Origin of the sequence: Micromonospora sp. SL4-19 (genome assembly GCF_047921475.1) — a bacterium.
GTDB lineage: Bacteria > Actinomycetota > Actinomycetes > Mycobacteriales > Micromonosporaceae > Micromonospora.
The window spans coordinates 532,264-555,925 of sequence record NZ_JBLROB010000001.1 but is presented as its reverse complement, the minus strand read 5'-3'; the positions used below and the strand labels follow the sequence as shown (position 1 = coordinate 555,925).

Below are 23,662 nucleotides of genomic sequence, written 5' to 3'. Positions count from 1 at the left end.
GCTCCGTACGGAATCGCTGCCTACCGGGCCGGCCCGGGCGGCTCGACAGTTGGTCGCATGAACACCCTGCCCCATCCGCCCACCCGCCCTCCCCGCCAGCCCGACGTCGTCGGGCGGCCCGCGCCGCTGTCGGCGCTGGCGCATCCGCGCGACGTGTTCGCGCACCTGGGGCCGAACTGGTTCGCCTCGGTGATGGGCACCGGCATCGTGGCCACCGCAGCCGCCGGCCTGCCGCTGCACCTGCCGGGCCTGCGGTTCGCGGCCACCGTCGTCTGGGTCGCGGCGGCGCTGCTGCTGCTGGCGCTCGTCGCCGCGTGGGCGGTGCATCTGCGCCGGCACCGGACCACCGCGTTCGGACACGCGGCCGATCCGGTCATGGCGCAGTTCTGGGGCGCGCCGCCGATGGCGCTCATGACCGTGGGCGGCGGTGCGCTGCTGCTGGGCGGTGCTCTGATCGGCGAACCGGCTGCCGTCGCGGTCGACCTCGTGCTGTGGAGCGCCGGGACGGGGCTCGGCCTGCTGACCGCGGTGGCGATCCCGTACCTGATGATGACCCGGCACCGGATCGGGTCGGATGCCGCGTTCGGCGGCTGGTTGATGCCGGTGGTGCCGCCGATGGTCTCGGCCGCCAACGGGGCGCTGCTCGTGCCGCACCTGCCGGCCGGGCAGGCCCGCCTCGACATGGTCATCGCCTGCTACGCGATGTTCGGCGTCAGCCTGCTCGCCACCCTGATCATCCTGCCGCAGCTCTGGTCCCGGCTGGTCGTGCACCGGGTCGGCGCCGCGCGGATGGTCCCCACGCTGTGGATCGTGCTGGGACCGCTGGGCCAGTCGATCACCGCCGGGCACCTGCTCGGCCGGGCTGCCGATGGTGTCCTGCCCGATCCGTACGCGGCCGGTGCGCAGCTGCTCGCCGTGCTCTACGGCGTACCGGCAATGGGTTTCGCCCTGTTCTGGCTGGCCCTGGCGGCTGCGATCACCATCAGCACCGCGCGCGCCGGGCTGCCGTTCTCGCTCACCTGGTGGAGCTTCACCTTCCCCGTCGGCACCCTGGTCACCGGCGTCACCGGCCTGGCCGCCCGGACCGGCTCGGCCATGCTGACCACCCTCGCAGTGCTGCTGTACGTGTTGCTGCTCGCCGCCTGGGCGGCGGTTGCGGCCCGCACCGTCCGCGGCGCCTGGCACGGACAGCTCTTCCTCCCACCCGCCGTGGCGACTGCCAGGTGAGGTCGGTTGCGATTTCCCCGCCGCGCTCAGCGCCACTTCAGTCTGGCTAGTTCCCGCTTGAACTCTCTCAGCGTGAAGGCGCCGCCCTCCGCCGGCATCAGCAGCAGGGAGTAGGTCACCTCGCCGGCCTCCCACCACACCGACCAGGAACCGCGTGCGCTGGTGGTGACGGTGCCCTGCCGCGAGCCGATCGGGATGGTGGCGACAGTGGGCGGAAGGTCGGCCCCGGCGGTGGGTTGCGCGGTGAGGCGCATCGAGGAACCGGCGGGGCCGTTGTAGCCCTGATACCAGTGCTGGTCAGTCGCCGCCCAGTGGGACGGGTGCGGGCTCCACCGGCCGCCCGCGAGCAGGTCAGGCAGGTCACGTTCGAAGTAGGTCGGAGGCGGCTGCGAGGCGGCGGCGTCGCGCAGCACCCGGTCGCCGAGCGGGTTCCGCAGCGGCACGACGAGCGGCACGGCGCTACCGCTGGTGGTGCAGTCGGACGCATCCACGATGCGGGCCTGCACCGCGATGACCACGTGAGCACCGTCCTGTTCGGTGACTGTGGCCTGCGGCTGCGAGAGCTCCTTGCACGGTTCGTCGCCTGTCCCGGCGTACACCGTGACGGCGGTGCCGTCACGGGCGACCATTGTGGACAGCCACGGCAGCGGGGCGGCCAGGTCCGGTGGTGCCGGTGCCGCGGCGGGGCCTCGGGGCACTGCGGCGGCGCCTCGGGGCACTGCGGCGGCGCCTCGGGCCGCCTCGTCGGTGGTGCGTCGCGCGAGGACGAAGCCGCCGACGAGCGCCAGGGCGACGACGGCCGCGACGGTGATCCGTCGATGACGGGATGCGCGGTGCGGCGGGGCCGGAGGCTGCCCGGGCGGTGCCTCGTCGGCGTCCTCGACCATCCGGTGGCGGAGCCCGTCGTCGACCGTCATCGCTGCCTTTGCCTTCGTCTGCGGGGACGCGTAGGGGTGGATGGTACGGGAGTCCGGCCGTGACGGGGGTGTCCCTTGGCGGGGACGGCTCGCGGGCGAGGGACCGCGGCGGGCTCATGGTGAGCTGGGATTTTCCCGCCGGCGGAGAACGCCACGGCGGCCATGGACGGTGAACGTACCGCAACGACGTAACGCCGGAGCGTTCCGGGGCGCTGTTGGGACGTTCTGGGGAGGAAGCGTCCAGAAGTGGAAACGTCCATATCGAGAGGATCAGCCGATGACGCCTGGTGGGAAGGCGCGGGGATCACAGCCGGACGAACACGCGCCGGTGACCCCCGACTGGACCTGCGGCTCCTGCGGCGACGACTGGCCATGTGCCGTCAAGCGCACCAGGTTGTTGGCCGAGTTTCAGGTGGACCGCGCCTCGTTGACCGTCTACCTGGGCTCGTGCCTGGCCGCCGCCACCCAGGACCTGCGCGCCGCGCCAGTGGCGTCGCTGCAGGACCGGTTCATCGGTTGGGTGCCGCGGGCCCCGCGGATCATCTGACCGTCGCATCCGGTGACCGCCGCTCGGATTCGCGGCGGTCACCGGATGCGGCTCAGGGGCGGCGGGGCCGCCGGGTGAGGGCGAACCCGACCACACCCGCGACGGCGGCGAGCACGCCGCCGGCGGTGGTCCAGACCCAGCGCGAGCCGGGCTCCGGGAGCCAGCCGGTGAGGCTGCTCTCCTCCTCGGCGACCGGTTCGGGCGTCGGCTCGGCGGTGAGCACCGTCCCGGCCCGGGTGTTCGGCACCAGCGACGCCTCCAGCTTCCCGTCGTCGCCGGAAGCGCCGCCCTCGCCGTCCACGCTGACGAGCAGATCAACGTCGACAGGCAGGCCCAGGTCCGGTTCGGGCAGGTCGGTCACCGAGAGCCGCACGTAGTAGGTGCCGGGCAGCGGGTCACCGGACCACGGCTCGGCCCACGGCCGGACCCGGCGCAGCGTGCAGCCCAGCGTGACGCTGGTCGCCGCCGCGTCGGCGGTCGGCGTCTGCGCCCCGGCCGTGCAGGCCTGCCGGCGGCGCAGCCCGTCGAAGACGTCGACGGTCCAGGTGGACGCGCCGGTGCGGCCCTTCGGGAAGGAAACCGTCGCGGTGACCTCGTGGGTCTGCCCGGACTCCGCCGGGAACGACCAGTAGAGGTGGTCGCCGGTCGACGCGCCCACCCGGACGGGCTGGCCTGCGGTGATGGCGGTAGCGGTCAGGAACGAGGTGCCGGCCTTGGTGACGGTGGTCGCGCCCGGGGAGGGCGTCGGCGTGGCGGAGGCGACGGCCGGGGTAGCGGCCGGGGCGAGGGCCAGGCCGACGGCGGACAGCGCCGCCGCGGACCGGATCAGCGTACGCATCGTCAGTTCTCCCTCCAGGTGGCGACCCACCAGCGGGTGAGCAGTCCGGCGACCAGCCCGGTGACCAGCCCGGCCAGGGTGAGCAGGAGCAGCAGGGCCCAGCCGCGGCCGAGGTCCGGCCCGTCCGGGGCGGGGGACGCGGCGACCACGTCGACGGCCAGCTCCACCGGCATGCCGGGGGTGGCCTCGGTGCCGGGGCGGGGTGCGAACGAGTTGCTGACCACCAGGCACACCGTCTGCGCGGTCTGCGCGCCGGTCGGGGACGGGGTGGGGGTGTCCTCGGCTGCCGACCAGCGCAGGCCGGCGGAGACCACGTCGGTACGCCCGCTGCCGGCGTCGACGCCGCGGACCAGTTCCCGCCCGTCCGGGGCGGTGGCCCTCAGCAGTACGCCGTAGTCGGGGTTGACCGGCCGGTCCAGCGCCATGCTGACCGAGGCGCGCAGCTCCTGCCCGGGGCGCACCGGCACCCGGTACCAGCGGTGCTCGGAGAACGCCTCCCGGTCGGTGTAGACGCCGGGGCCGAGCAGCGGCGCGTTGCCGCACTCGGCCGACCCGCCGACCACGGTCGGGTTGGCGGTGTACGTGTCCCGGGCCCGGTCCACGAGCTGCTTGATCCGGCCGGTCAGTTCGTCGGCGCTCTGCGCCGCCGTGTACGTGCCGCCGGTCGCGCTGGCGATACACAGCAGCTGCCGGCGTACCTTCTCGTCGGGAGCGAGACCGAGGGTGTCGACGACCAGCCTGGTGCCCTGAGCGGCCAGCTCCCGGGCCACCTCGCAGGGGTCGGGCGGGGCACAGGTGTCCTCGCCGTCGGTGATCAGCACGATCCGGCGGGCGGTGCTGCCGGTGCCGAGGTCCTGCGCGGCGGAGCGGAGCGCCAGCCCGACCGGGGTGAAGCCGGTCGGGCGGAGCGTGGCCACGGCCGCCTTGGCCTGCGTACGGTCCACCGGGCCGACCGGCACGATCTGCTGGGTGTCCAGGCAGCCCTGCTTCTTGTCCTTGCCCCGATAGGTGGCCCCGAGCACCCGGATGCCGAGCTGAGTCTCGTCCGGCAGCGCGTCGACGACCTCGTTGAACGCCTGCTGCGCGACGGAGATTCGGCTGCGTCCGTCGATGTCACGGGCTCGCATCGAGCCACTCACATCGAGGACCAGCTCGACCTTGGGCGGCTCGGCGGGAGTTTCGGGGTCGTCGGCCCTGGCGGGCGCCGGACCGATCAGCACGGTCGTCGTCAGCAGTCCGAGAAGGACGGCCGCCGATCTTCTCTTGTTGATCACCGCGCGAAGTGTAGTGAGGTCCACTTCGGATGATCATCCGGGTGGCGCCACGTCGTATCAGCTGCCCGCTGACGCGCTTCCACGTTGTCACGATGCGAATATTTCATCATTCGAATATCGCACTATGTGTGCGATAACTCCTCGAACGCTGCGAAATCTAGTGCTGATCATCGCGGTCGGAGGTCGGACGGAAGCCCCGCCGCGGGCGCGGAACGAAGCCGTACGACCCTCATGACGTCCGCGGGGCATGACGGTGCGCCAGCTGTCACGGGTGAATCATCCTCGGCGGGGCGCACTGATCGGGAATCTGACCGGAGGCGACCAGTTGTGCGGGTGGTCCGGGGTGGTTAAGCTTCTTCTGCGCGCCCCAATCGCCCGCTTCCCCCGTGGCAGGCGATCGGGGCGCGTCTTTTTGCGCGCCCAGGGGCGTCCTCGGTCAGATCCAGCGACCGTCCAACCACATTCGGGCGGACCAGTCCGCGTAGGTCATCAGCCGGCCCACGAAGATCGGGTAGAAGTAGGCGAAGCAGAGGGCGACCAGCAGCACGTACGCGCCCGCGATGATCCCGCCCACCAGCCGGCGGTCGGCGACGTCCTGCTCGCCTGGTGGCGCTGCCGTGGCCGGGGCGGAGGCCGGGGCCGGCGACGCTATCGCGCCGAGCACGTAGGTCACCGCCAGCACCAGGAACGGCAGCGCCGGGGCCGTGTAGAAGGAGAACATCGTCCGCTTGTCGAGGGCGAACCAGAACCAGGGCAGCAGGCCGGCGGCCACGGTGAGCAGGATCGCCCCGGCCCGCCAGTCCCGCCGGGCCAGCCCGAGCCAGGCCAGTGCCGCCAGCGCCGGCAGGAACGACCACCACAGCAGCGGGGTGCCCAGCAGGAGGATCTCCGAGGCGCAGCTCGGCGCGCCGCAGCCGCCGTCACCGGACCAGTAGAAGGCGACCGGCCGGCCGAGCAGCAGCCACTGCCACGGCCAGGACTGGTACTTGTGCGGGTCGTCGAGCTGGGTGTGGAAGCCGTACGCCGCCTTGTGGTATTCCCACAGATTGATCAGCGGCCCGATGACCGAGCTGTCGCTCAGCCCCGCGTTCGGGTAGCGGCTGCTGGGCAGGCGGTAGTAGCCGTCGTCGCTGAGCAGCCAGCCCGACCAGGTGGCGAGGTAGGTCCCGACCATCAGCACCCCGGCCAGCAGCAGCCAGGGCAGCTCGTCGAGCAGGGCGTCCCGCCAGGGGTGGCGGACGCCGGCCGACCGGCGGACGCCGACCTCCCAGAGAATCACCAGCAGCGCGAAGGCCGGTATGAAGTACAGGCCGCTCCACTTCACCGCGCAGGCGCAGCCGAGCAGCACCCCGGCGAGCAGCCGCCACCACGGCCAGTCCCGCCAGGTCGACGGCGGCCGGCCGGCCCGCCCCGGCAGCGACGGATCGAGCCCTGCCTCCAGCGCCCGGGCCCAGCGGCACCGTCGGGCGTCCCGGTCGAGCACCAGTGCGCCGAACGCGGCCAGCACGAACAGCAGCAGGAAGATGTCGAGCAGCGCGGTGCGGGAGAGCACCAGGTGGAAGCCGTCCAGGGCGAGCAGCAGCCCGGCCGCGCAGCCCAGGGTGGTGGAGCGGAACATCCGCCGACCGATCCGGACCAGCAGCAGCACCGACAGGGTGCCGGCCACGGCCGCCGCGAACCGCCAGCCGAACTCCGGGGCGGTGGTCATCAGGTGCCCCGGTACGGAGATGTTCGTCTCCGCGTCCTGGTAGCCGAAGGCCCACTCGCCGAGCCCGATCAGCCACTTGCCCAGCGGCGGGTGCACCACGTACGACGGGCCGTTGTCCTTGAAGTTCCACTCGACGCCCCGGTCGATCAGCCCGTACGCGTCCTTGGCGTAGTAGGTCTCATCGAAGATCTTGCCGGCGGGGCTGCTCAGCCCGACGAACCGTAGGATCGCCGCGATCACCACGACCACCGCGGTGGCCAGCCAGGCGTGCCCGTCGAGGCGGGCGTCGACGGTGGCGAGCCGCCGCCGGACGACGGCCGGAATTACGCCGCTCGTCGCGGCCCCGGCGGCCTGCTCGGTGGTGGGCCCGTCGGCGGAGGTCGGGTCCGCCCCGGCCTGGTCCGCGCTCGCGCTCTGTGCAGTCGACGCACTCGTCACCCGGCGATCGTAGGCTGCGAAGGTGCCCGGTGGCGCCCGTCGTCTCCGAGATTGGTATGGCCGTCGATGAAGGAGCGCACTCCGTGGGTGAAATGTCCGAGGTGGGACGGCTCGTGTTGCTCGGCGCGCCGCTGGGCAACCCGGCCGACGCCTCGACCCGGTTCCGCGAGGTGCTCGCCACCGCCGACGTGGTCGCCGCCGAGGACACCCGGCGGCTCACCCGGCTGGCCCGCGACCTCGACGTGACCGTGCCCGGCCGGATCGTCTCCTACTTCGAGGGGAACGAGGAGCGGCGTACCCCCGAACTGGTCGAGGTGCTCGCCGCCGGCTACACGATCGCACTGGTCACCGACGGTGGCATGCCCAGCGTCTCCGACCCCGGTTACCGGCTGGTCCGGGCCGCCATCGACGCCGGCTTCCCGGTCACCGCGGCCCCCGGGCCGAGCGCGGTGACCACCGCGCTGGCGCTCTCCGGGCTGCCCTGCGACCGGTTCTGCTTCGAGGGCTTCCTGCCCCGCACGCCCGCCGGCCGCCGGTCCCGGCTGCGGGCCCTCGCCGCCGAGGAGCGCACGCTGGTCCTCTTCGAGGCGCCGCACCGGATCGCCGGCGCGCTGGCCGACCTGGCCGACGCCTTCGGCCCGGATCGGCCCGCCGCGCTCTGCCGGGAGCTGACCAAGACGTACGAGGAGGTGGTCCGCCGGCCGCTGGGCGAGCTGGCCGAGTGGGCCGCGGCGGGCGATCCCCGCGGCGAGATCACCCTGGTCGTGGCGGGCGCGCCGCCGGCCGCGGCGGCCCGGCCGGACGACGACACGCTGCGCGCCGCGGTCGCCGAGCGGGAGGCGGCCGGGCTGTCCCGGCGCGACGCGATCACCGAGGTCGCCACCGGGTACGGGCTCCGCCGCCGAGAGGTCTACACGATCGTGCACAGCTGAAAGACGGGGTCGGGTGGTGGGACGCGCCCTATTGGTTCGCGGGCGCCCGGCGGCAATCATTAGGCTTGCTGCTCATGAGTCACGTTCTCGCCGCGGTCGCCTGGCCCTACGCCAACGGCCCGCGCCACATCGGCCACGTATCCGGATTCGGCGTTCCCTCCGACGTCTTCGCCCGGTACATGCGTATGGCCGGTCACGACGTGCTCATGGTCTCCGGCACCGACGAGCACGGCACCCCGATCCAGGTGCAGGCCGACGCGGAGGGCGTCACCCCGCGCGAGCTGGCCGACCGGTACAACCGCGTGATCGCCGAGGACCTGCAGGCGTTGGGGCTGTCGTACGACCTCTTCACCCGGACCACCACCCGTAACCACTACGCGGTGGTGCAGGAGCTGTTCATCGGGCTGCACCGCAACGGCTACATCGTCCCGAAGGTCACCACCGGGGCGATCTCCCCGTCCACCGGCCGTACCCTGCCCGACCGCTACATCGAGGGCACCTGCCCGATCTGCGGCTACGACAGCGCCCGCGGCGACCAGTGCGACAACTGCGGCAACCAGCTCGACCCGATCGACCTGATCAACCCCAAGTCGAAGATCAACGGGGAGACCCCGGAGTTCGTCGAGACCGAGCACTTCTTCCTGGACCTGCCGGCCGTGGCCGACGCGCTGCGGCAGTGGCTGGACACCCGGGAGGGCTGGCGTCCCAACGTGCTCCGGTTCTCGAAGAACCTGCTGGACGACCTTCAGCCCCGGGCCATCACCCGGGACCTGGAGTGGGGCGTGCCGATCCCGCTGGACGGCTGGCGCGACCGGACCGACAAGCGGATCTACGTCTGGTTCGACGCGGTGATCGGCTACCTGTCCGCCTCCATCGAGTGGGCCCGCCGTACCGGTGACCCGGAGGCCTGGCGGAAGTGGTGGTCCGCGGACGCCGAGGGCAAGGACGCCCGCGGCTACTACTTCATGGGCAAGGACAACATCGTCTTCCACTCGGTGATCTGGCCGGCGCTGCTCGACGGCTACTCCGGGGAGGGCTCCCGCGACGGCGAGCCGGGCGAGCTGGGCCGGCTCAACCTGCCCACCGAGGTGGTCTCCAGCGAATACCTGACCATGGAGGGGCGCAAGTTCTCCTCGTCCCGCAAGGTGGTCATCTACGTCCGGGACTTCCTGGCGCGCTACGACGCCGACGCGCTGCGCTACTTCATCGCCGTGGCCGGGCCGGAGAGCAACGACACGGACTTCACCTGGGCCGAGTTCCTCCGCCGCAACAACGACGAGCTGGTCGCCGGCTGGGGCAACCTGGTCAACCGGTCCATCTCGATGGCGGCGAAGAACTTCGGCGCGATCCCGCCGGTGGACCCGGCCGGGCTCACCGAGGCCGACCATGCGCTGCTCGCCACCGCGAAGGCCGGCTTCGCCACGGTCGGCGACCTGATCGCCAGGCACCGGCAGAAGCAGGCCATCGGCGAGGCGATGCGGGTGGTCGCCGAGGCCAACAAGTACCTGTCGGAGCAGGCGCCCTGGAAGCTCAAGGGCGAGGACGACAAGCCGCGGATGGGCACCATCCTGCACGTCGCCCTGCAGGTGGTCAGCGACGCCAACACGCTGCTCACCCCGTTCCTGCCGCACTCCGCGCAGAAGATCCACGAGCTGCTCGGCGGCACCGGCGTGCACGCGCCGATGCCGGTGATCGAGGAGGTCGAGGATCTCGACGGCGGGCCCGCGTACCCGGTGCTCACCGGCGACTACACGGTCGGCGCGCGCTGGGAGTCCGTACCCCTGGCGGTGGGCCGGCCGCTCGCGGCGCCGAAGCCGGTGTTCCGCAAGCTCGACCCGTCGATCGTCGACGAGGAGCTGGCCCGGCTGGCCGGCTGACCGGACGCGGGCGCCACGGCCCCGGGCACTCCCCGGGGCCGCGCCGCCGTCACCGTGTCGCGCGCGCCATCTGCGGCGCGCCGATGAACTCCATGATCGCCTGGTTGATCTCGTCGGCGTGGGTCCACGGGATGCCGTGCGGTGCGCCCTTCAAGGTGATCAGCTTCGCGTTGGGCAGCATCGGCGCCAACCGCTGCCCGGTCACCGGGTAGGGCAGCACCGCGTCCTTGTCACCCTGCACGATCAGCACGGGTACGTCGATCCGGCTCAGGTCGCCCCGGAAGTCGGTCAGCCAGGCGTCGACGCAGTCGTGGGTGCCCTTGGCCGACGCCCGGGTGCCGATCTCCCAGTGCGCCCGGAACGCCTCCTCGCTGACCAGCCTGCCCTTGTTCTCGTCCCAGTTGAAGAAGCTCTGGCAGAACTGGGTCAGGTAGGCGAAGCGGTCGTTGCGGATCGCCTGCTGGAAGCCCTGGAAGAGGCCCATCTCGACGCCCTCCGGGTTGTCCGGCGTCTTCAGCAGGAACGGCGCCAGCGGGGAGAGCAGGATCGCCCGGTCCACCCGGTTCGACCCGTACGAGCCCAGGTAGCGGGTCACCTCGCCGGTGCCCATGGAGTGCCCGATCAGGATCGCGTTGCGCAGGTCCAGCTCGGTCATCAGCACGTCCAGGTCGGCCGCGAAGGTGTCGTAGTCGTACCCCATGGCCGGTTGGGCGGAGGAGCCGAAGCCGCGTCGGTCGTACGTGATCGTCCGATATCCGGCGTTCAGCAGCGCGATGGTCTCCTTCTCCCACGTCGCGCCGTTGAACGGGAAGCCGTGGATGAGCACCACCGGCTGCCCGGAGCCGTGGTCCTCGTAGTACAGGTCGATGGGCGCGGAATTCTCCGTGCCGACGGTGACGAAGGGCATGTCGGGTCTCCTGAGCTGGGGTGCCATGTCGGACCCCGGCGGATTCCCGTGCCGTCTCCGGTTATGCCCTCGGATACGGCAGGTCCACCACCTGGTCGTCGGTCACCTCGGTGCCCGGCGCCCAGGCCTCGTAGACGCCCCGCTCGTGGCACTGCGCCCCGGTCGTCGCCACCGCGTCCGGGCCCGGCCGCCGCAACCGCAGCCGCAGCCAGCCCGACTCCTCCCGCAGCACCAGGCAGGGCACCCCGCGCCAGGTGGCGTGGCGCAGCCGTCGGGCCGCCGCCTCCACCGGGTACCGGGCCGCCCGGGTCATCGCCAGCACCCGGAACCCGCCGGGCAGGTCGGCCACCGCCTCGTACTCGCTGTCGCCGTAGGTGCCGACGAGGTGGGTGGAGCGGGGCGCGTCGCCGGTCGGCATGTATTCCTGGTCGGGGGAGAGCCCGGGGACCGCCGCCAGCAGGTGCCGCCACTGCGGGCCGACCATCCGCAGCCAGCCCCGCTGCTCGGCCTGGTAGGTGTAGAGCACCACCTCCGCCCCGTCCGCCGGGTAGGCGACCAGCGCGGCGTTCGCCGGCATCGGCAGGTCGGCGAAGTCCCGGGTGATGAACTCCGGGATGAGCTGGGCGTTGCTCGGCACGAACCCGGTACCCAGCACCGGAGGCCCGAGCCGGTCCCGGGGCGGCAGCGCGACGAGCCCCTGGTGCGCCGGACCGACCGGCACCTCGTAGTCGGCCGGGTCGATGGCCCGCCAGCGCAGCGCGAACGCCACGTCCCCGCCCTCGCCGTCGCCGCGCAGCACCGCCATCCCAGGGGGCGTACGCAGGTGCGCCACGTCGTGTTCCCGGTAGCAGAAACCGTGCGGCAACCAACCCCGCACGTAGCCGGCGAGCTGGCGGGCCGACAGCACCTTCACCATCCGGGTGCCCGAGCGGATCACCGCCGAGGCGCGCACCGCGGCGAGCGTCGGGTCCCCGGCCGCGGCCGGCTGCTGACTGAGCTGGTGCAGGTACGACCAGCCGCGTTCCCGGTGCACCGGCATCAGCAGCGGCGCGTCCGCCTCATCGGTCGGCGGCGCCCCGCCGTGCACCGCGCTCACCTCGGTGACGTGCACGAACTTCCGCCACGGGTGCGCCAAGCCCGGCCGGGGCGTCCACTCGAAGCCGGGCACCTCGTCGGCGCTGAACAACTCGTAGGCCGCGCCCCGGGCGATCTCTTCCGCCGGGTGGACCCGGCCGTCGTACGTCACGTGCAGCCCGGTCCCGCTGGCCTGAGGGGTGACGGTCACGATCCGCACGGTAACCGCCACAGATGTTGAGGGCGTGAACAATCGGTGGCGGTCCGGAAACGCCGGCCGCCGGCGGTGTGTGATGCTGGCCGCGATGACCGAGCAGACCGAAACCCGCAAGCAGCGGGCCGCCCGCCGGGCCGGGGAGTTCCCGCCCGCCCCCGAGGCGCTGCCCGTCCCCGTGCTGGACAGCCACACCCACCTCGACATCACCGTCAGCGAGGCCGGGGTACCCGGCGGCGGACCCGCCGACGACCCGGTCGCCGCGGCGATCGCGGTGGCCGCCGGCGTCGGCGTCGACCGGCTGGTCCAGGTCGGCGTGGACGTCGAGTCGTCCCGCTGGGGCGCCGACGTGGCCGAGCGCTACGGCGCGGTGCTGGCCACCGTGGCGCTGCACCCGAACGAGGCGCCCCGCCTGGCCGACCTGGACGAAGCGCTGCGCGAGATCGAGGCGCTCGCCGCCAGGGACCGGGTCCGCGGGGTCGGCGAGACCGGGATGGACTTCTTCCGCACCGGCGACGAGGGGCGGGCCGCGCAGGAGCAGAGCTTCCGGGCGCACATCGCCATCGCCAAGCGGTACGGCAAGGCGCTGGTCATCCACGACCGGGACGCCCACGCCGACGTGCTGCGCATCCTCGACGACGAGGGCTCGCCCGACACCGTCGTCATGCACTGCTTCTCCGGCGACGCCGACTTCGCCCGCGAGTGTGTACGCCGGGGCTACCTGCTCAGCTTCGCCGGCACGGTCACCTTCGGCAGCGCCGGGGCGCTGCGCGAGGCCGCCACCGTCACCCCGGTCGACCAGCTGCTGGTGGAGACCGACGCCCCGTACCTGACCCCGATGCCGCACCGGGGACGGCCGAACGCGTCGTACCTGATTCCGCTGACGGTCCGGTCCCTGGCCGAGACCACCGGCACCGACCTCGACACCCTCTGCGCCGCGATCTCCGCCACCGGCGACCGTGCCTTCGGCCCGTGGTGAGAGCAGGGATCCCTGCTGGGCGTCTCCGGCGGGGGAAGGGGCCCCTCCTGCCGGGCAGGGCGAGGCGAATACGCTACGGGGCGTGACCGGTCTCCTCGGCCCGGCGGAGATCCGGGAGCTTGCCGCGCGCCTCGGCGTAACGCCGACCAAGAAGCTCGGCCAGAACTTCGTGCACGACCCGAACACCGTCCGCCGGATCGTCACCACCGCCGGGCTCGCCCCGGACGACGTGGCGTTGGAGGTCGGCCCCGGGCTCGGCTCGCTCACCCTGGCGCTGCTCCCGGTCGCCGCGCACGTGCATGTCGTGGAGATCGACCCGGCGCTGGCCGCCGCGCTGCCGGAGACCGCAGCCCGGTTCGCCGGCCCGGACGCCGCCCGGCTCACCGTGCACCCCGCCGACGCGCTGCGGGTCACCGCCGCCGACCTGGGTGAACCCGCCCCCACCGCGCTCGTGGCGAACTTGCCCTACAACGTCGCCGTGCCGGTGGTGCTGCACCTCCTCGCCGAGCTGCCCACCCTGCGGCACGGTCTGGTGATGGTGCAGAAGGAGGTCGCCGACCGGCTCGTCGCCGGTCCCGGCTCGAAGGTGTACGGCATCCCCTCGGTCAAGCTCGCCTGGTACGCCCGGGCCCGGGCCGCCGGCAAGGTGCCACCCAACGTGTTCTGGCCGGTGCCCAACGTCGACTCCGGGCTGGTCGCGTTCACCCGGCGTGAGCCGCCCCGCGCCGGCGTCCGGCGGGAGGCGGTCTTCGCCGTGGTCGACGCGGCGTTCGCGCAGCGCCGCAAGACCCTGCGCGCGGCCCTGGCCGGCTGGGCCGGCGGCGCCGACCGGGCCGCCGAGGCGCTCACCGCCGCCGGCGTCGATCCGGGTGCCCGCGGCGAGTCGCTGACCGTGGAGCAGTTCGCCGCCATCGCCGCGTCGGCCCCGGCCGTCTCCACCGCGGACCAGTAGGCTGGGCGCCGTTGCCCGACCCCGCCGAGGAGCTGATCGTGGAGAAGCCGTTCGACATCCGCCTGCGCCCGGGGGGAATCGCCCCGTGACCGAGGCTTGGCGACCGGACGACGAGGACCAGCAGCGGCGCGGGGCCAGCGGGCCGGTCAAGGTCCGGGTGCCCGCCAAGGTCAACCTGCACCTCGGGGTGGGACCGCTGCGCCGGGACGGATTCCACGAGCTGAACACCGTCTACCACGCGATCTCCATCTACGACGAGCTGACCGCCCGCCGCGGCGACACGCTCACCCTCACGATGGAGGGCGAGGGCGCCGGTGAGCTGGCGCTCGACGACTCCAACCTGGTGATCCGGGCCGCCCACGCCCTCGCCGGGTACGCCGGCGTCCTGCCGCACGCCCGGCTGCACCTGCGTAAGCAGATCCCGCTCGCCGGCGGGCTGGCCGGCGGCAGCGCCGACGCGGCCGCCGCGCTGGTGGCCTGCGACGCGCTCTGGGGCACCGGACTGTCCCGGGAACAGCTGGCCGGCATCGCCGCCGACCTCGGCTCCGACGTGCCGTTCCTGATCCATGGCGGCACGGCCCTCGGCACCGGCCGCGGCGAGGCGGTCAGCCCGGTGCTGGCCCGCCCCACCTCCTGGCACTGGGTGGTGGCGGTCGCCGACGGCGGCCTGTCCACCCCGGCGGCCTACCGGGAGCTGGACCGGCTCCGCGACGCCGGCAGCGCGGGGGCACCGCTGGGCAGCACCGACGCGCTGCTCACCGCGCTGCGCCAGCGCGACCCGCGGGTGCTCGCCGCCGTCCTCGGCAACGACCTCCAGGCCGCCGCGTTGGCCATGCGCCCGGCGCTGGCCGACACGCTCAAGGCGGGGGAGGCGGCCGGCGCGCTCGCCGGCATCGTCTCCGGCTCCGGCCCGACCTGCGCCTTCCTCGCCACCGACGAGGCGCACGCCGGGCGGATCGCCGCCGAACTGGAGGCCGTCGGGGTGTGCCGGGAGGCCCGCGTCGCCCACGGCCCGGTCGCCGGCGCCCGCATCGTCTGACCGGGCCGGCCGGCCTCCCGCCCGCCTGCGGGACGCCGGATGGAACAACCCGGCGGCGCAAGCCGTTGACCGTCACCGGGGGCGGACGCCTGCCGGCGTGCCGGAGACTCCGCGTACCCTGAGGGGCCAGGCGTCCCGAGTTGCCCGCCGGCACCGGGACGCCTTGATCATGAAAGGTGGGTAAGTGGCCAACATCGTCAACCTGGACCGGGTGTCCAAGGGGTACGGCGCTGCCGGGCCGCTGCTCACCGACGTCTCGCTCGGCCTCGACGACGCCGACCGGGTCGGTGTGGTCGGCCTCAACGGCGCCGGCAAGTCCACCCTGCTGCGGCTGCTCACCCGCACCGAGGACCCCGACGACGGCCGGGTCACCCACCGCCGCGACCTGCGCGTGTCCTGGCTGCCGCAGAGTCTGAACCTCGCCCCCGAGGCCACCGTCCGCGACGTCGTGCTCGGCACCGCCTGGCTCGGCGAGAGCATGGGCGCCGAGCACGAGTGGGCCGGTGACGCCGGCGTACGGGCCATCCTCGACGGCCTCGGCATGCCACACCTCGGCCTCGACGCGCCCGTCGGCCCGATGTCCGGCGGTGAGCGCCGCCGCGTCGCGCTCGCCGCGCTGCTGGTCCGCGACGCCGACCTGCTCATCCTCGACGAGCCCACCAACCACCTCGACGTCGGCGGCGTCGACTGGCTGGCCCGGCACCTGGTCACCCGCAAGGGCGCGCTCGTCGTGGTCACCCACGACCGCTGGTTCCTCGACGCCGTCTGCACCACCACCTGGGAGGTCGCCGACCAGGCCGTCCGGGCGTACGAGGGCGGCTTCGCCGCCTGGATCCTCGCCCGGGCGGAGCGGCAGCGGGTCGCCGCCGCCACCGAGGCCCGCCGGCAGAACCTGCTCCGCAAGGAGATCGCCTGGCTGCGCCGCGGCGCGCCCGCGCGTACCTCCAAGCCGAAGTTCCGTATCGAGGCGGCCAACGCGCTCATCGCCGACGTCCCGCCGCCGCGCGACACGATGTCGCTGCAGCGGCTCGCCACCGCCCGGCTCGGCAAGCAGGTGTACGACCTGGAGCAGGTCACCCTGCACGCCGGCCCGAAGGAGATCCTGCAGGGGGTCACCTGGCAGGTCGGTCCCGGGGACCGGGTCGCCATCCTCGGGCGCAACGGCGCCGGCAAGACCACCCTGCTGCGCATGCTCGCCGGGATCACCCGCCCCGATGGTGGGCGGTTCACCACCGGACAGACCGTGCGGCCCGCGTTCCTGTCCCAGGAACTCGCCGAGCTCCCCGGCCACCTGCGCGTCCTGGAGGCCGTCGAGGAGGTGGCCCGGCGCGTCCAGTTCGGCGACCGGGAGATCAGCGCGGCCCAGCTCGCCGAGATCTTCGGCTTCGACGACCGGCGGCTCTGGACCCCGGTCAGCGACCTCTCCGGCGGGGAGCGCCGCCGGCTCCAGATGCTCCGGCTGCTCGCCGGCGAGCCCAACGTGCTCCTCTTCGACGAGCCCACCAACGACCTGGACACCGACACCCTCGCCGCGCTGGAGGACCTGCTCGACTCCTGGCCCGGCACGATCGTGGTGGCCAGTCACGACCGGTACCTGATCGAGCGGGTCGCCGACGTGGCGTACGGGATGTTCGGCGACGGGCGGCTGGTGCACCTGCCCGGCGGGGTCGACGAGTATCTGGCCCGGGCCGCCGCAGGCGGGGGCCCGGCCCCGGCCGACCTCACCCCGGCCGCGACCGCCCCGGGCCGCGAGGGCATGTCGGCCGCCGAGGTACGCACCGCGAAGAAGGAACTCGGCAAGCTGGAACGGCAGGTCGCCAAGCTGGAGCAGAAGGAGGCCGACCTGCTCGACCAGCTCGCCGCGCACGCCACCGACTACGCCAAGGTCGCCGAGCTGGACGCCCAGCTGAAGGAGCTGCGGGCCGAACGGGAACGCACCGAGGAGGCCTGGCTGACCCTCGCCGCGGAGCTGCCGGAGAGCTGACCTCGGCACAGGGAGGGGGGTGTGCGGCGCCACAAACCGGCGTACGGGACAATCGCAGGCGACCCCCCATCCGAACGGTCTTGGAGACGCAGAGATGTCCCACACCCCCGTCAACCACCCCGCGCGGCCGATCTACCGGGCGATCGGCGGGCTCGTTGGTCTGTACTTCGTCCTCTTCGGCGTGTTCGGAGTCATCGCGAGCATCGGCAACGACGTCCTCGCCCAGGACGACACCAAGGTCCTCGGCCAGGGCACCAACCTCGGCTTCTCGCTGCTCTCGATCGTGTTCGGGGCCGTGATCCTGCTCGGCTTCGCGATCGGCCGCAACGTCGACGTCGCCATCAACCAGTGGCTCGCCTACGTGCTGATGGTCCTCGGCCTGGCCGGCCTGGCGTTCCTTCGGACCGACGCCAACATCTTCAACTTCTCGATGATGACCGTCATCGTGGTCCTGGTCCTGGGCCTGGTGCTCCTGATGACCGGCATGTACGGCAAGGTCGGCACCACCGAGGAGCAGGAGAGCTGGCAGAAGGCGCGGCTGGTGCTCTGACCGCAGCCCTACCCGAAGGCCCGGCGCGAGCCGGGCCTTCGGCGTTTCCGGGACGGATTCGGGCAGCATGGGGGACAATCTCCACGAAAGGGCCATTTGTCTGGAGGGGGCCCATCGTGCATCTCCCGGTGAACCATCCCGCACGACCGTTCTACCGGGTCCTCGCCGGGCTCATCGGGGTCTACATCCTGGCGTTCGGGGTCTACGGGGTCGTCCTCACCTGGGACACCGGGCTATTCGGCCGGGGCAATGACTGGTCGCTCGGACTCCGGACCAACCTGGCCTTCTCCATCGTCTCGGTCATCTTCGGCGCGTTCCTGCTGATCGGAGCGTCCCGCCGCAGCAACCTCGGCCACTACATGAACCTGACCGCCGGGGTGGTCTTCCTGTTCACCGCCCTGCTCATGATGTCCCTGCTCCAGACGACGGCGAACTTCCTCAACTTCTCGATGTCCACCGTCATCGTCTCGCTGATCTTCGGGCTGGTCCTGCTCGGTACCGGCCTCTACGACAAGGTCGGTCCGCCGGAACACGCCGAGGTGGAGCATGAACGCCGCCGCCACCCGGTCGCCGAGCGCCATCGTTGACCGCCGGCTGCCGGCCGCTCAACCCGGCTTGCGGGACGTGATCAGGCCCGGCTTCGGCTCCAGGTGCGACAGGCCGTTCCAGGCCAGGTTCACCAGGTGGGCCGCGACCGTCTCCTTCCGCGGCCGGCGCACCTCCAGCCACCAGCGCCCGGTCAACGCCACCATCCCCACCAGCGCCTGCGAGTAGAGCTCCGCCAGCTTCGGGTCGTACCCCCGGCTGGAGAACTCCGCGCCCAGGATGTGCTCCACCTGGTGCGCCACGTCGTTCATCACGCTGCTGAAGTTGCCCGTCGCCGACATCAGCGGCGACTCCCGGACCAGCACCCGGAAGCCGCTGGTCTCCTCCTCGATGTACGTCAGCAGCGTCAACGCCGCCTGCTCCAGCAACTCCCGCGGATGCCCCGCGGTCAGCGCGGTGGTGATCCGGTCCAACAGCGAGCGGACCTCGCGGTCCACCACCACCGCGTACAGCCCCTCCTTGCCGCCGAAGTGCTCGTACACCACCGGCTTGGAGACCTTGGCCCGGGCGGCCACCTCCTCGATCGAGGTGGCGTCGAAACCCCGCTCGGCGAAGATCTGCCGGGCGATCGAGATCAGCTGCTCGCGGCGCTGCGCGGCGGACATCCGTACCCGGGAAGACGGCTTCGACGCCGGGACGGCCCGCCGCCTGGCGGTGCTGGTGTCGCTGCCGGAAACCTCGGTCATCTCGTCACCTCGCCGGCGCTCGGTAACGCCCTGCCGTGGGATCTGCCTGCTCATCGGTCGGCCCTGCCCTCCCGCGGCCCGGCCGGGTCGCCGGGCCGACGGCGCTGAAGCTCGGTCACCCGGCCATCCTGCCAGGCAACCGCACCGGCGATCGACCGGTTACCGCCGCGTCGCGCGCCCCCGGGCCCGCCCCGGTCCCACCAGCCTCGCGGTGATCCGCTCCGGTTTCGGCCACCGGACCGCCCACACCGCCCCGGTCTTCTCCAGCAGCCAGATCACCCGCGCCGACGGATCGAGCTGCCCCCGCAGCACCCCGTGCCGCGCGCTGGTCGGGTCGGCGTGGTGCAGGTTGTGCCAGCTCTCCCCGAACGACAGCAGCGCCAGTGGCCAGAAGTTCGCGGCCCGGTCACCCTGGCGTACCGCGAACGGACGCTCGCCGTAGACGTGGCAGACCGAGTTGATCGCCCAGGTGACGTGGTGCAACAGCGCGATCCGGACCAGTCCGCCCCAGAAGAGCGCGGTCAGCGCGCCCTGCCACGACCAGGTCAGCAGCCCGCCCATCGCCGTCGGTCCGAGCAGCGAGACCACCACCAGCTGCGGGAACAGCCGGTCGACCCGGCGGGTGGCGGGATCGGCGAGCAGGTCCGGGGCGAACCGCTCGCGGTTGGTCAGCTCCCGGTTGAACAGCCAGCCGATGTGTGCGTGGAACAGGCCGCGGGTCAGCCCCGGGACGCTCTCCCCGAACCGCCACGGCGAGTGCGGGTCGCCCTCCAGGTCCGAGAAGGCGTGGTGCCGGCGGTGGTCGGCCACCCACTGGATGACCTCGCCCTGCACCGCGAACGAGCCGGCCACCGCGAGCGCCGCCCGCAGCCACGGCTTCGCCTTGAACGAGCCGTGGGTGAAGTACCGGTGGTAGCCGACGGTGACGCCGAGCCCGGAGAGCAGATACCAGAAGGTGGCCACGAGGACGTCGCTCCAACCCAGCCAGCCGCCCCAGGCCAAGGGGATGGCGGCGACCAGAGCGAGAAACGGGACGACCACGAAGGCCCAGAGGGCGATCAGGATGCCCCGGGACTGGTGGCCTTCGGTCAGCGGCTTGGGCCCGGTGTCCGGGCCGGTCAGGGCGGTCGACATGGCACCTCCCAGGAAAAGGGGTTACGCCTACGTCACCGTAACCAGCAGGGGGCCGGGCCGTATCGGACAGTTGGGATCGTGAATGACCCGAGGGGTTGTCGTACGCCCGTTCTAACCTGCCGGGGTGGCCGATCACGAGGCTGAGCCGCCCGAGGTGCGTCCGTACCGGGGATGGAAGCCGGAGTTGTACGAGAAGGCACTCGCCCTCCGGCGGGAGGGCCACCCGGTGGGTGAGATCGCTGGGCAGCTGCGGGTGTCGAAGTCGACTGCGTATCTCTGGACCCGGCATATCCCGCTTGACCCCGAGGTGGTGCGCCAGCGGCGCCGAGCGAGCTCGCAAGCCAGGACCGACGCCCAGTGGAGCGCCCATCGAGAGGCGCGCGACGCGGCCCGGGCAGACACGGTGGCGGCCGCCGCCAAGTGGGTGCGTGCGTTGGGCTACCGGGAACTGGTGTTGGTCGGCGCAGCCCTGTACTGGTGTGAGGGAGCTAAGGCGAAGCCCTGGCGTCCGCACGATTGCCGGATCAAGTTCATCAACAGTGATCCGCTGCTGGTGACGATCTTTCTGCGGTTCCTCGACGCGCTCGGGGTGCCCGCGGCCGACCGGCGGTTCCGGGTGAGCATCCACGAAACGGCTGATGCGTCGGCGGCGGTGCGGTGGTGGGCCGACCTGGTGGGCGTGCCGCCTGACGAGTTTCAGCGCACGACCCTGAAGAAGCATCGGCCGACGACCGTGCGGAAGAACGTCGGCACCGACTACCGCGGCTGCCTGATCGTCTGTGTCGTCGGGTCGAGTCGGGTCTACTGGAGGATCGAGGGGATCATGAAGGGAATGGCCGATGAGGATCAAACCGGCGACCGGTAAGGTGTAGGCAGCCGCCGAACGGGTTCGGTTTTGCCCGTTTTCGACCGTCCCGGGTCGTCTAATGGCAGGACGTCAGGTTTTGGTCCTGATTATAGGGGTTCGAATCCTCTCCCGGGAGCTTCTGCTGTTTGGCCGCGCCCGCGTGGTTAGCATGGCCGCGAGACTGTCGCCGTCCCGACGGGAGCCACGTCGTGTCCCAGCCCCGCCTCCGCACCGTTGTCGTGCTCGCCGCCGGTGAGGGCAAGCGGATGAAGTCGTCCCTGCCCAAGGTGCTGCATCCGCTGCTCGGTCGTACGCTTCTCGGGCACGTCCTCGCCGCGGCCGACCCGCTCGGCGTGGACCGCACGGTAGTGGTGGTCGGGCACGGCGCCGACCAGGTCGGGGCGCACCTGGCCGAGATCGCCCCGGCGGCAACCCCGGTGCTGCAGGAGCGGCAGCTCGGCACCGGGCACGCGGTCCGGATCGCGCTGGACGCGGTGCCGGAGGTCACCGGCACGGTGGTGGTGATCAACGGAGACGTGCCGCTGCTGCGGCCGGAGACCCTGCGGGCCCTGGTCGAGGCGCACGAGGAGGCGGGTGCGGCGGCGACCGTGCTCGGCGCCGAGGTGCCCGACCCGACCGGCCTGGGCCGGATCGTGCGGGACGCCGAGGGCCGGCTTGAGCAGATCGTCGAGGAGCGCGACGCCACCTCGGAGCAGCGCGCGCTGCGGGAGATCAACGCCGGCATCTACGCGTTCGACGTGGCGCGGCTGCGGGAGGCGCTGAGCAAGCTCTCCACCGACAACGACCAGGGCGAGGAGTACCTGACCGACGTCTTCGGCCTGCTGCGGGACGCGGGGGAGCCGGTGGCGGTGCACTGCGCCGCCGATCACGTGGAGACGCTGGGCTGCAACGACCGGGTCGAGCTGGCCGGGCTGCGTCGACTGCTGCGGGACCGGGTGAACGAGGGCTGGATGCGGACCGGGGTGAGCATCCTCGACCCGCACACCGCCTGGATCGACGTGACGGCGACCGTCGGACGGGACGCGGTGATCGACCAGAACACCCAGCTCCAGGGCACCACGGTGGTCGGCGCTGGTGCGGTGGTCGGCCCGGACACGACGCTGATCGACACCACGGTCGGCGAGGGCGCCAGCGTGGTGCGCAGTCACGCGGTGGGCGCGGAGGTCGGTCCGCAGGCCAGCGTGGGGCCGTACGCGTACCTGCGGCCGGAGTCGCGGTTGGCCCGCAAGGCGAAGGTCGGCACGTTCGTGGAGACCAAGAAGGTCACGATCGGCGAGGGCTCGAAGGTGCCGCACCTGTCGTACGTCGGGGACGCGACGATCGGCGAGCACAGCAACATCGGCGCGGCGTCGGTCTTCGTCAACTACGACGGCGTGCGAAAGCACCACACGACGATCGGCAGCCACGCGCGTACCGGGGCGGACAACATGTTCGTGGCGCCGGTGCGGGTGGGCGACGGCGCGTACACGGCGGCGGGGTCGGTGATCATCGCGGACGTGCCGCCGGGCGCGATGGCGGTGGCTCGGGGCCAGCAGCGCAACGTGGACGGCTGGGTGCTGCGTAAGCGGGCTGGTACGGCGGCCGCCGAGGCGGCGCAGCGGGCCCGTGAGGATGCGTCGCACGGGGCCGACGCCGCAAGTGAAGGTGACTGAATCCACGAGGGTGCCGAGACCGTGGGCGGGCCGGTGAACGCGGGGGATACTGCAACCGAATAGTCCCCGGCTCCACCGCCGCCGGGAACCTCCGACAAACGGGAGCAGACGGGCCATGGGCAGCATCGTCGCCGAAAACCGCAAGAGCCTGATGCTCTTCTCCGGACGTGGCTTTCCGGAGCTGGCCAAGGAGATCGGTGAGGTGCTCGGCGTCGCGCCGACGCCCTCCGACTCGTACGAGTTCGCCAACGGTGAGCTCTTCGTACGGTTCAAGGACTCGGTCCGCGGTTCGGACGCCTTCGTGGTGCAGTCCGTGACGCACGGGGTCAACACCTGGGTCATGGAGACCCTGATCATGGTCGACGCGTTGAAGCGCGGTTCGGCCAAGCGGATCACCGTGGTACTGCCGTACTACCCGTACTCCCGGCAGGACAAGAAGCACCGGGGGCGGGAGCCGATCTCGGCGCGGCTGGTGGCCGACATGCTGAAGACGGCGGGCGCGAACCGGATCCTCACGGTCGACCTGCACACCGCGCAGATCCAGGGCTTCTTCGACGGGCCGGTGGACCACCTGTTCGCGATGGACGTGCTCGCCGAGTACGTGGAGCACAAGTACGCGGGCCGCCCGATGACGGTGGTGGCGCCGGACTCGGGCCGGGTGCGGGTGGCGGAGCGCTGGACGGACCGGCTGGGTGGCTGCCCGCTGGCCTTCATCCACAAAACCCGGGACCCGCTGAAGCCGAATCAGGTGGTGGCGAACCGGGTGGTCGGTGAGGTGGAGGGCCGGGTCTGCCTGATCGTCGACGACATGATCGACACCGGTGGCACGATCACCAAGGCCGCCGACATCCTGAAGGAGTCCGGCGCGGCGGAGATCGTGGTCGCGTCCACCCACGCGTTGCTGTCGGACCCGGCGACCGAGCGGCTGAAGAACAGCCCGATCAGCGAGGTCGTGGTGACCAACACGCTGCCGCTGCCGCCGGAGAAGCAGCTCGACAAGATCACCGTGCTGTCGATCGCGCCGCTGCTGGCCCGGGCGATCCGGGAGGTCTTCGACGACGGTTCGGTGACCACCCTCTTCGGCGGCCTGAGCTGAGGCACCGCTCCCACCGCCGGCGGTCGTCCCAGGCGGCCGCCGGCGGTGGGAGATTGGCCTGCGGGCCGGCTGCGACCGGATCCGGGGACTGCCGGAAGTCGCGGAATTCGCTCGGGTAGACTGGTGCGGTTGCCACGGCGAGGGTGCCCGGCGGGCCGCTGAA

At 72.3% G+C, this 23,662-nt stretch carries 20 protein-coding genes, 1 tRNA gene and 1 pseudogene; 14 read left to right on the top strand and 8 right to left on the bottom strand.

Annotation, left to right across the window (positions count from 1 at the left end):
• The first annotated feature begins 57 nt into the window (after nucleotides 1–57).
• Complete coding sequence (locus ACNAVT_RS02465; RefSeq protein WP_416292370.1) at nucleotides 58–1,227, top strand: TDT family transporter; 1,170 nt, start codon at nucleotides 58–60, stop codon at nucleotides 1,225–1,227.
• A 26-nt stretch (nucleotides 1,228–1,253) separates the two neighbouring features.
• On the opposite strand, the gene ACNAVT_RS02460 is transcribed toward ACNAVT_RS02465, so the two are convergent.
• The gene (locus tag ACNAVT_RS02460; RefSeq protein WP_416292368.1) at nucleotides 1,254–2,144 is read right to left on the bottom strand and encodes a hypothetical protein; all 891 of its coding nucleotides are present in this window, start codon (nucleotides 2,142–2,144) and stop codon (nucleotides 1,254–1,256) included.
• A 277-nt stretch (nucleotides 2,145–2,421) separates the two neighbouring features.
• On the opposite strand from ACNAVT_RS02460, the gene ACNAVT_RS02455 reads away from it, so the two are divergent.
• Nucleotides 2,422–2,691: a hypothetical protein gene (locus tag ACNAVT_RS02455; RefSeq protein ID WP_416292367.1), complete on the top strand. Its 270-nt coding sequence runs from the start codon at nucleotides 2,422–2,424 to the stop codon at nucleotides 2,689–2,691.
• A gap of 52 nt (nucleotides 2,692–2,743) precedes the next feature.
• Here ACNAVT_RS02455 and ACNAVT_RS02450 read toward each other — a convergent pair whose 3' ends face one another.
• The 3 genes from ACNAVT_RS02450 to ACNAVT_RS02440 form a co-directional block, all read right to left on the bottom strand.
• Nucleotides 2,744–3,529 carry a peptidase gene (locus ACNAVT_RS02450; protein ID WP_416292365.1) on the bottom strand — a complete coding sequence of 262 codons (786 nt, stop codon included), beginning with the start codon at nucleotides 3,527–3,529 and terminating at the stop codon, nucleotides 2,744–2,746.
• Between the two features lie 2 nt (nucleotides 3,530–3,531).
• Nucleotides 3,532–4,803, bottom strand: coding sequence for a VWA domain-containing protein (locus ACNAVT_RS02445; RefSeq protein WP_416292363.1), 1,272 nt, complete (start codon nucleotides 4,801–4,803; stop codon nucleotides 3,532–3,534).
• A gap of 436 nt (nucleotides 4,804–5,239) precedes the next feature.
• The gene (locus ACNAVT_RS02440) at nucleotides 5,240–6,949 is read right to left on the bottom strand and encodes a dolichyl-phosphate-mannose--protein mannosyltransferase (protein WP_416292362.1); all 1,710 of its coding nucleotides are present in this window, start codon (nucleotides 6,947–6,949) and stop codon (nucleotides 5,240–5,242) included.
• Nucleotides 6,950–7,041: 92 nt separating this feature from the next.
• Between ACNAVT_RS02440 and rsmI the strand changes: the two genes are divergently transcribed.
• Together rsmI and metG are read left to right on the top strand one after the other, a co-directional pair.
• Nucleotides 7,042–7,881 carry a 16S rRNA (cytidine(1402)-2'-O)-methyltransferase gene (gene rsmI / locus ACNAVT_RS02435; RefSeq protein ID WP_416292842.1) on the top strand — a complete coding sequence of 280 codons (840 nt, stop codon included), beginning with the start codon at nucleotides 7,042–7,044 and terminating at the stop codon, nucleotides 7,879–7,881.
• 74 nt (nucleotides 7,882–7,955) lie between these two features.
• Nucleotides 7,956–9,758: a methionine--tRNA ligase gene (metG, locus tag ACNAVT_RS02430; RefSeq protein ID WP_416292360.1), complete on the top strand. Its 1,803-nt coding sequence runs from the start codon at nucleotides 7,956–7,958 to the stop codon at nucleotides 9,756–9,758.
• A gap of 49 nt (nucleotides 9,759–9,807) precedes the next feature.
• Here the strand turns inward: metG and ACNAVT_RS02425 are convergent, their stop codons facing one another.
• Together ACNAVT_RS02425 and ACNAVT_RS02420 are read right to left on the bottom strand one after the other, a co-directional pair.
• Nucleotides 9,808–10,665: an alpha/beta fold hydrolase gene (locus ACNAVT_RS02425; RefSeq protein WP_416292358.1), complete on the bottom strand. Its 858-nt coding sequence runs from the start codon at nucleotides 10,663–10,665 to the stop codon at nucleotides 9,808–9,810.
• A gap of 61 nt (nucleotides 10,666–10,726) precedes the next feature.
• The gene (locus ACNAVT_RS02420; RefSeq protein WP_416292357.1) at nucleotides 10,727–11,950 is read right to left on the bottom strand and encodes a hypothetical protein; all 1,224 of its coding nucleotides are present in this window, start codon (nucleotides 11,948–11,950) and stop codon (nucleotides 10,727–10,729) included.
• Between the two features lie 82 nt (nucleotides 11,951–12,032).
• Here ACNAVT_RS02420 and ACNAVT_RS02415 point away from each other — a divergent pair, with 82 nt between their 5' ends.
• The 6 genes from ACNAVT_RS02415 to ACNAVT_RS02390 all read left to right on the top strand — a co-directional run bounded on the left by ACNAVT_RS02415 (nucleotide 12,033) and on the right by ACNAVT_RS02390 (nucleotide 18,044).
• Nucleotides 12,033–12,932, top strand: coding sequence for a TatD family hydrolase (locus ACNAVT_RS02415; protein ID WP_416292840.1), 900 nt, complete (start codon nucleotides 12,033–12,035; stop codon nucleotides 12,930–12,932).
• Nucleotides 12,933–13,014: 82 nt separating this feature from the next.
• The gene (gene rsmA, locus ACNAVT_RS02410; protein ID WP_416292356.1) at nucleotides 13,015–13,884 is read left to right on the top strand and encodes a 16S rRNA (adenine(1518)-N(6)/adenine(1519)-N(6))-dimethyltransferase RsmA; all 870 of its coding nucleotides are present in this window, start codon (nucleotides 13,015–13,017) and stop codon (nucleotides 13,882–13,884) included.
• Between the two features lie 85 nt (nucleotides 13,885–13,969).
• Nucleotides 13,970–14,923: a 4-(cytidine 5'-diphospho)-2-C-methyl-D-erythritol kinase gene (locus ACNAVT_RS02405; RefSeq protein ID WP_416292354.1), complete on the top strand. Its 954-nt coding sequence runs from the start codon at nucleotides 13,970–13,972 to the stop codon at nucleotides 14,921–14,923.
• Between the two features lie 184 nt (nucleotides 14,924–15,107).
• On the top strand, nucleotides 15,108–16,907 hold the full coding sequence (locus ACNAVT_RS02400) for an ABC-F family ATP-binding cassette domain-containing protein (RefSeq protein ID WP_416292352.1): 1,800 nt from the start codon (nucleotides 15,108–15,110) through the stop codon (nucleotides 16,905–16,907).
• A 94-nt stretch (nucleotides 16,908–17,001) separates the two neighbouring features.
• Nucleotides 17,002–17,457, top strand: a complete 456-nt coding sequence (locus ACNAVT_RS02395; protein WP_416292350.1) for a DUF4383 domain-containing protein — start codon at nucleotides 17,002–17,004, stop codon at nucleotides 17,455–17,457.
• Nucleotides 17,458–17,570: 113 nt separating this feature from the next.
• The gene (locus ACNAVT_RS02390; RefSeq protein WP_416292838.1) at nucleotides 17,571–18,044 is read left to right on the top strand and encodes a DUF4383 domain-containing protein; all 474 of its coding nucleotides are present in this window, start codon (nucleotides 17,571–17,573) and stop codon (nucleotides 18,042–18,044) included.
• A gap of 18 nt (nucleotides 18,045–18,062) precedes the next feature.
• Here the strand turns inward: ACNAVT_RS02390 and ACNAVT_RS02385 are convergent, their stop codons facing one another.
• Both ACNAVT_RS02385 and ACNAVT_RS02380 read right to left on the bottom strand, forming a co-directional pair.
• Nucleotides 18,063–18,749 carry a TetR family transcriptional regulator gene (locus tag ACNAVT_RS02385; RefSeq protein ID WP_416292348.1) on the bottom strand — a complete coding sequence of 229 codons (687 nt, stop codon included), beginning with the start codon at nucleotides 18,747–18,749 and terminating at the stop codon, nucleotides 18,063–18,065.
• A 159-nt stretch (nucleotides 18,750–18,908) separates the two neighbouring features.
• Nucleotides 18,909–19,883, bottom strand: a complete 975-nt coding sequence (locus tag ACNAVT_RS02380) for an acyl-CoA desaturase (RefSeq protein ID WP_416292346.1) — start codon at nucleotides 19,881–19,883, stop codon at nucleotides 18,909–18,911.
• A 124-nt stretch (nucleotides 19,884–20,007) separates the two neighbouring features.
• On the opposite strand from ACNAVT_RS02380, the gene ACNAVT_RS02375 reads away from it, so the two are divergent.
• From ACNAVT_RS02375 to ACNAVT_RS02360, 4 genes and pseudogenes are all read left to right on the top strand, one after another.
• On the top strand, nucleotides 20,008–20,748 hold the full coding sequence (locus ACNAVT_RS02375) for a resolvase (RefSeq protein WP_416292345.1): 741 nt from the start codon (nucleotides 20,008–20,010) through the stop codon (nucleotides 20,746–20,748).
• A 47-nt stretch (nucleotides 20,749–20,795) separates the two neighbouring features.
• Nucleotides 20,796–20,866 (top strand) — tRNA-Gln (locus ACNAVT_RS02370).
• Nucleotides 20,867–20,939: 73 nt separating this feature from the next.
• A pseudogene (gene glmU / locus ACNAVT_RS02365) lies at nucleotides 20,940–22,466 on the top strand (bifunctional UDP-N-acetylglucosamine diphosphorylase/glucosamine-1-phosphate N-acetyltransferase GlmU).
• 52 nt (nucleotides 22,467–22,518) lie between these two features.
• On the top strand, nucleotides 22,519–23,499 hold the full coding sequence (locus ACNAVT_RS02360) for a ribose-phosphate diphosphokinase (RefSeq protein WP_416292343.1): 981 nt from the start codon (nucleotides 22,519–22,521) through the stop codon (nucleotides 23,497–23,499).
• Nucleotides 23,500–23,662: the final 163 nt, after the last annotated feature.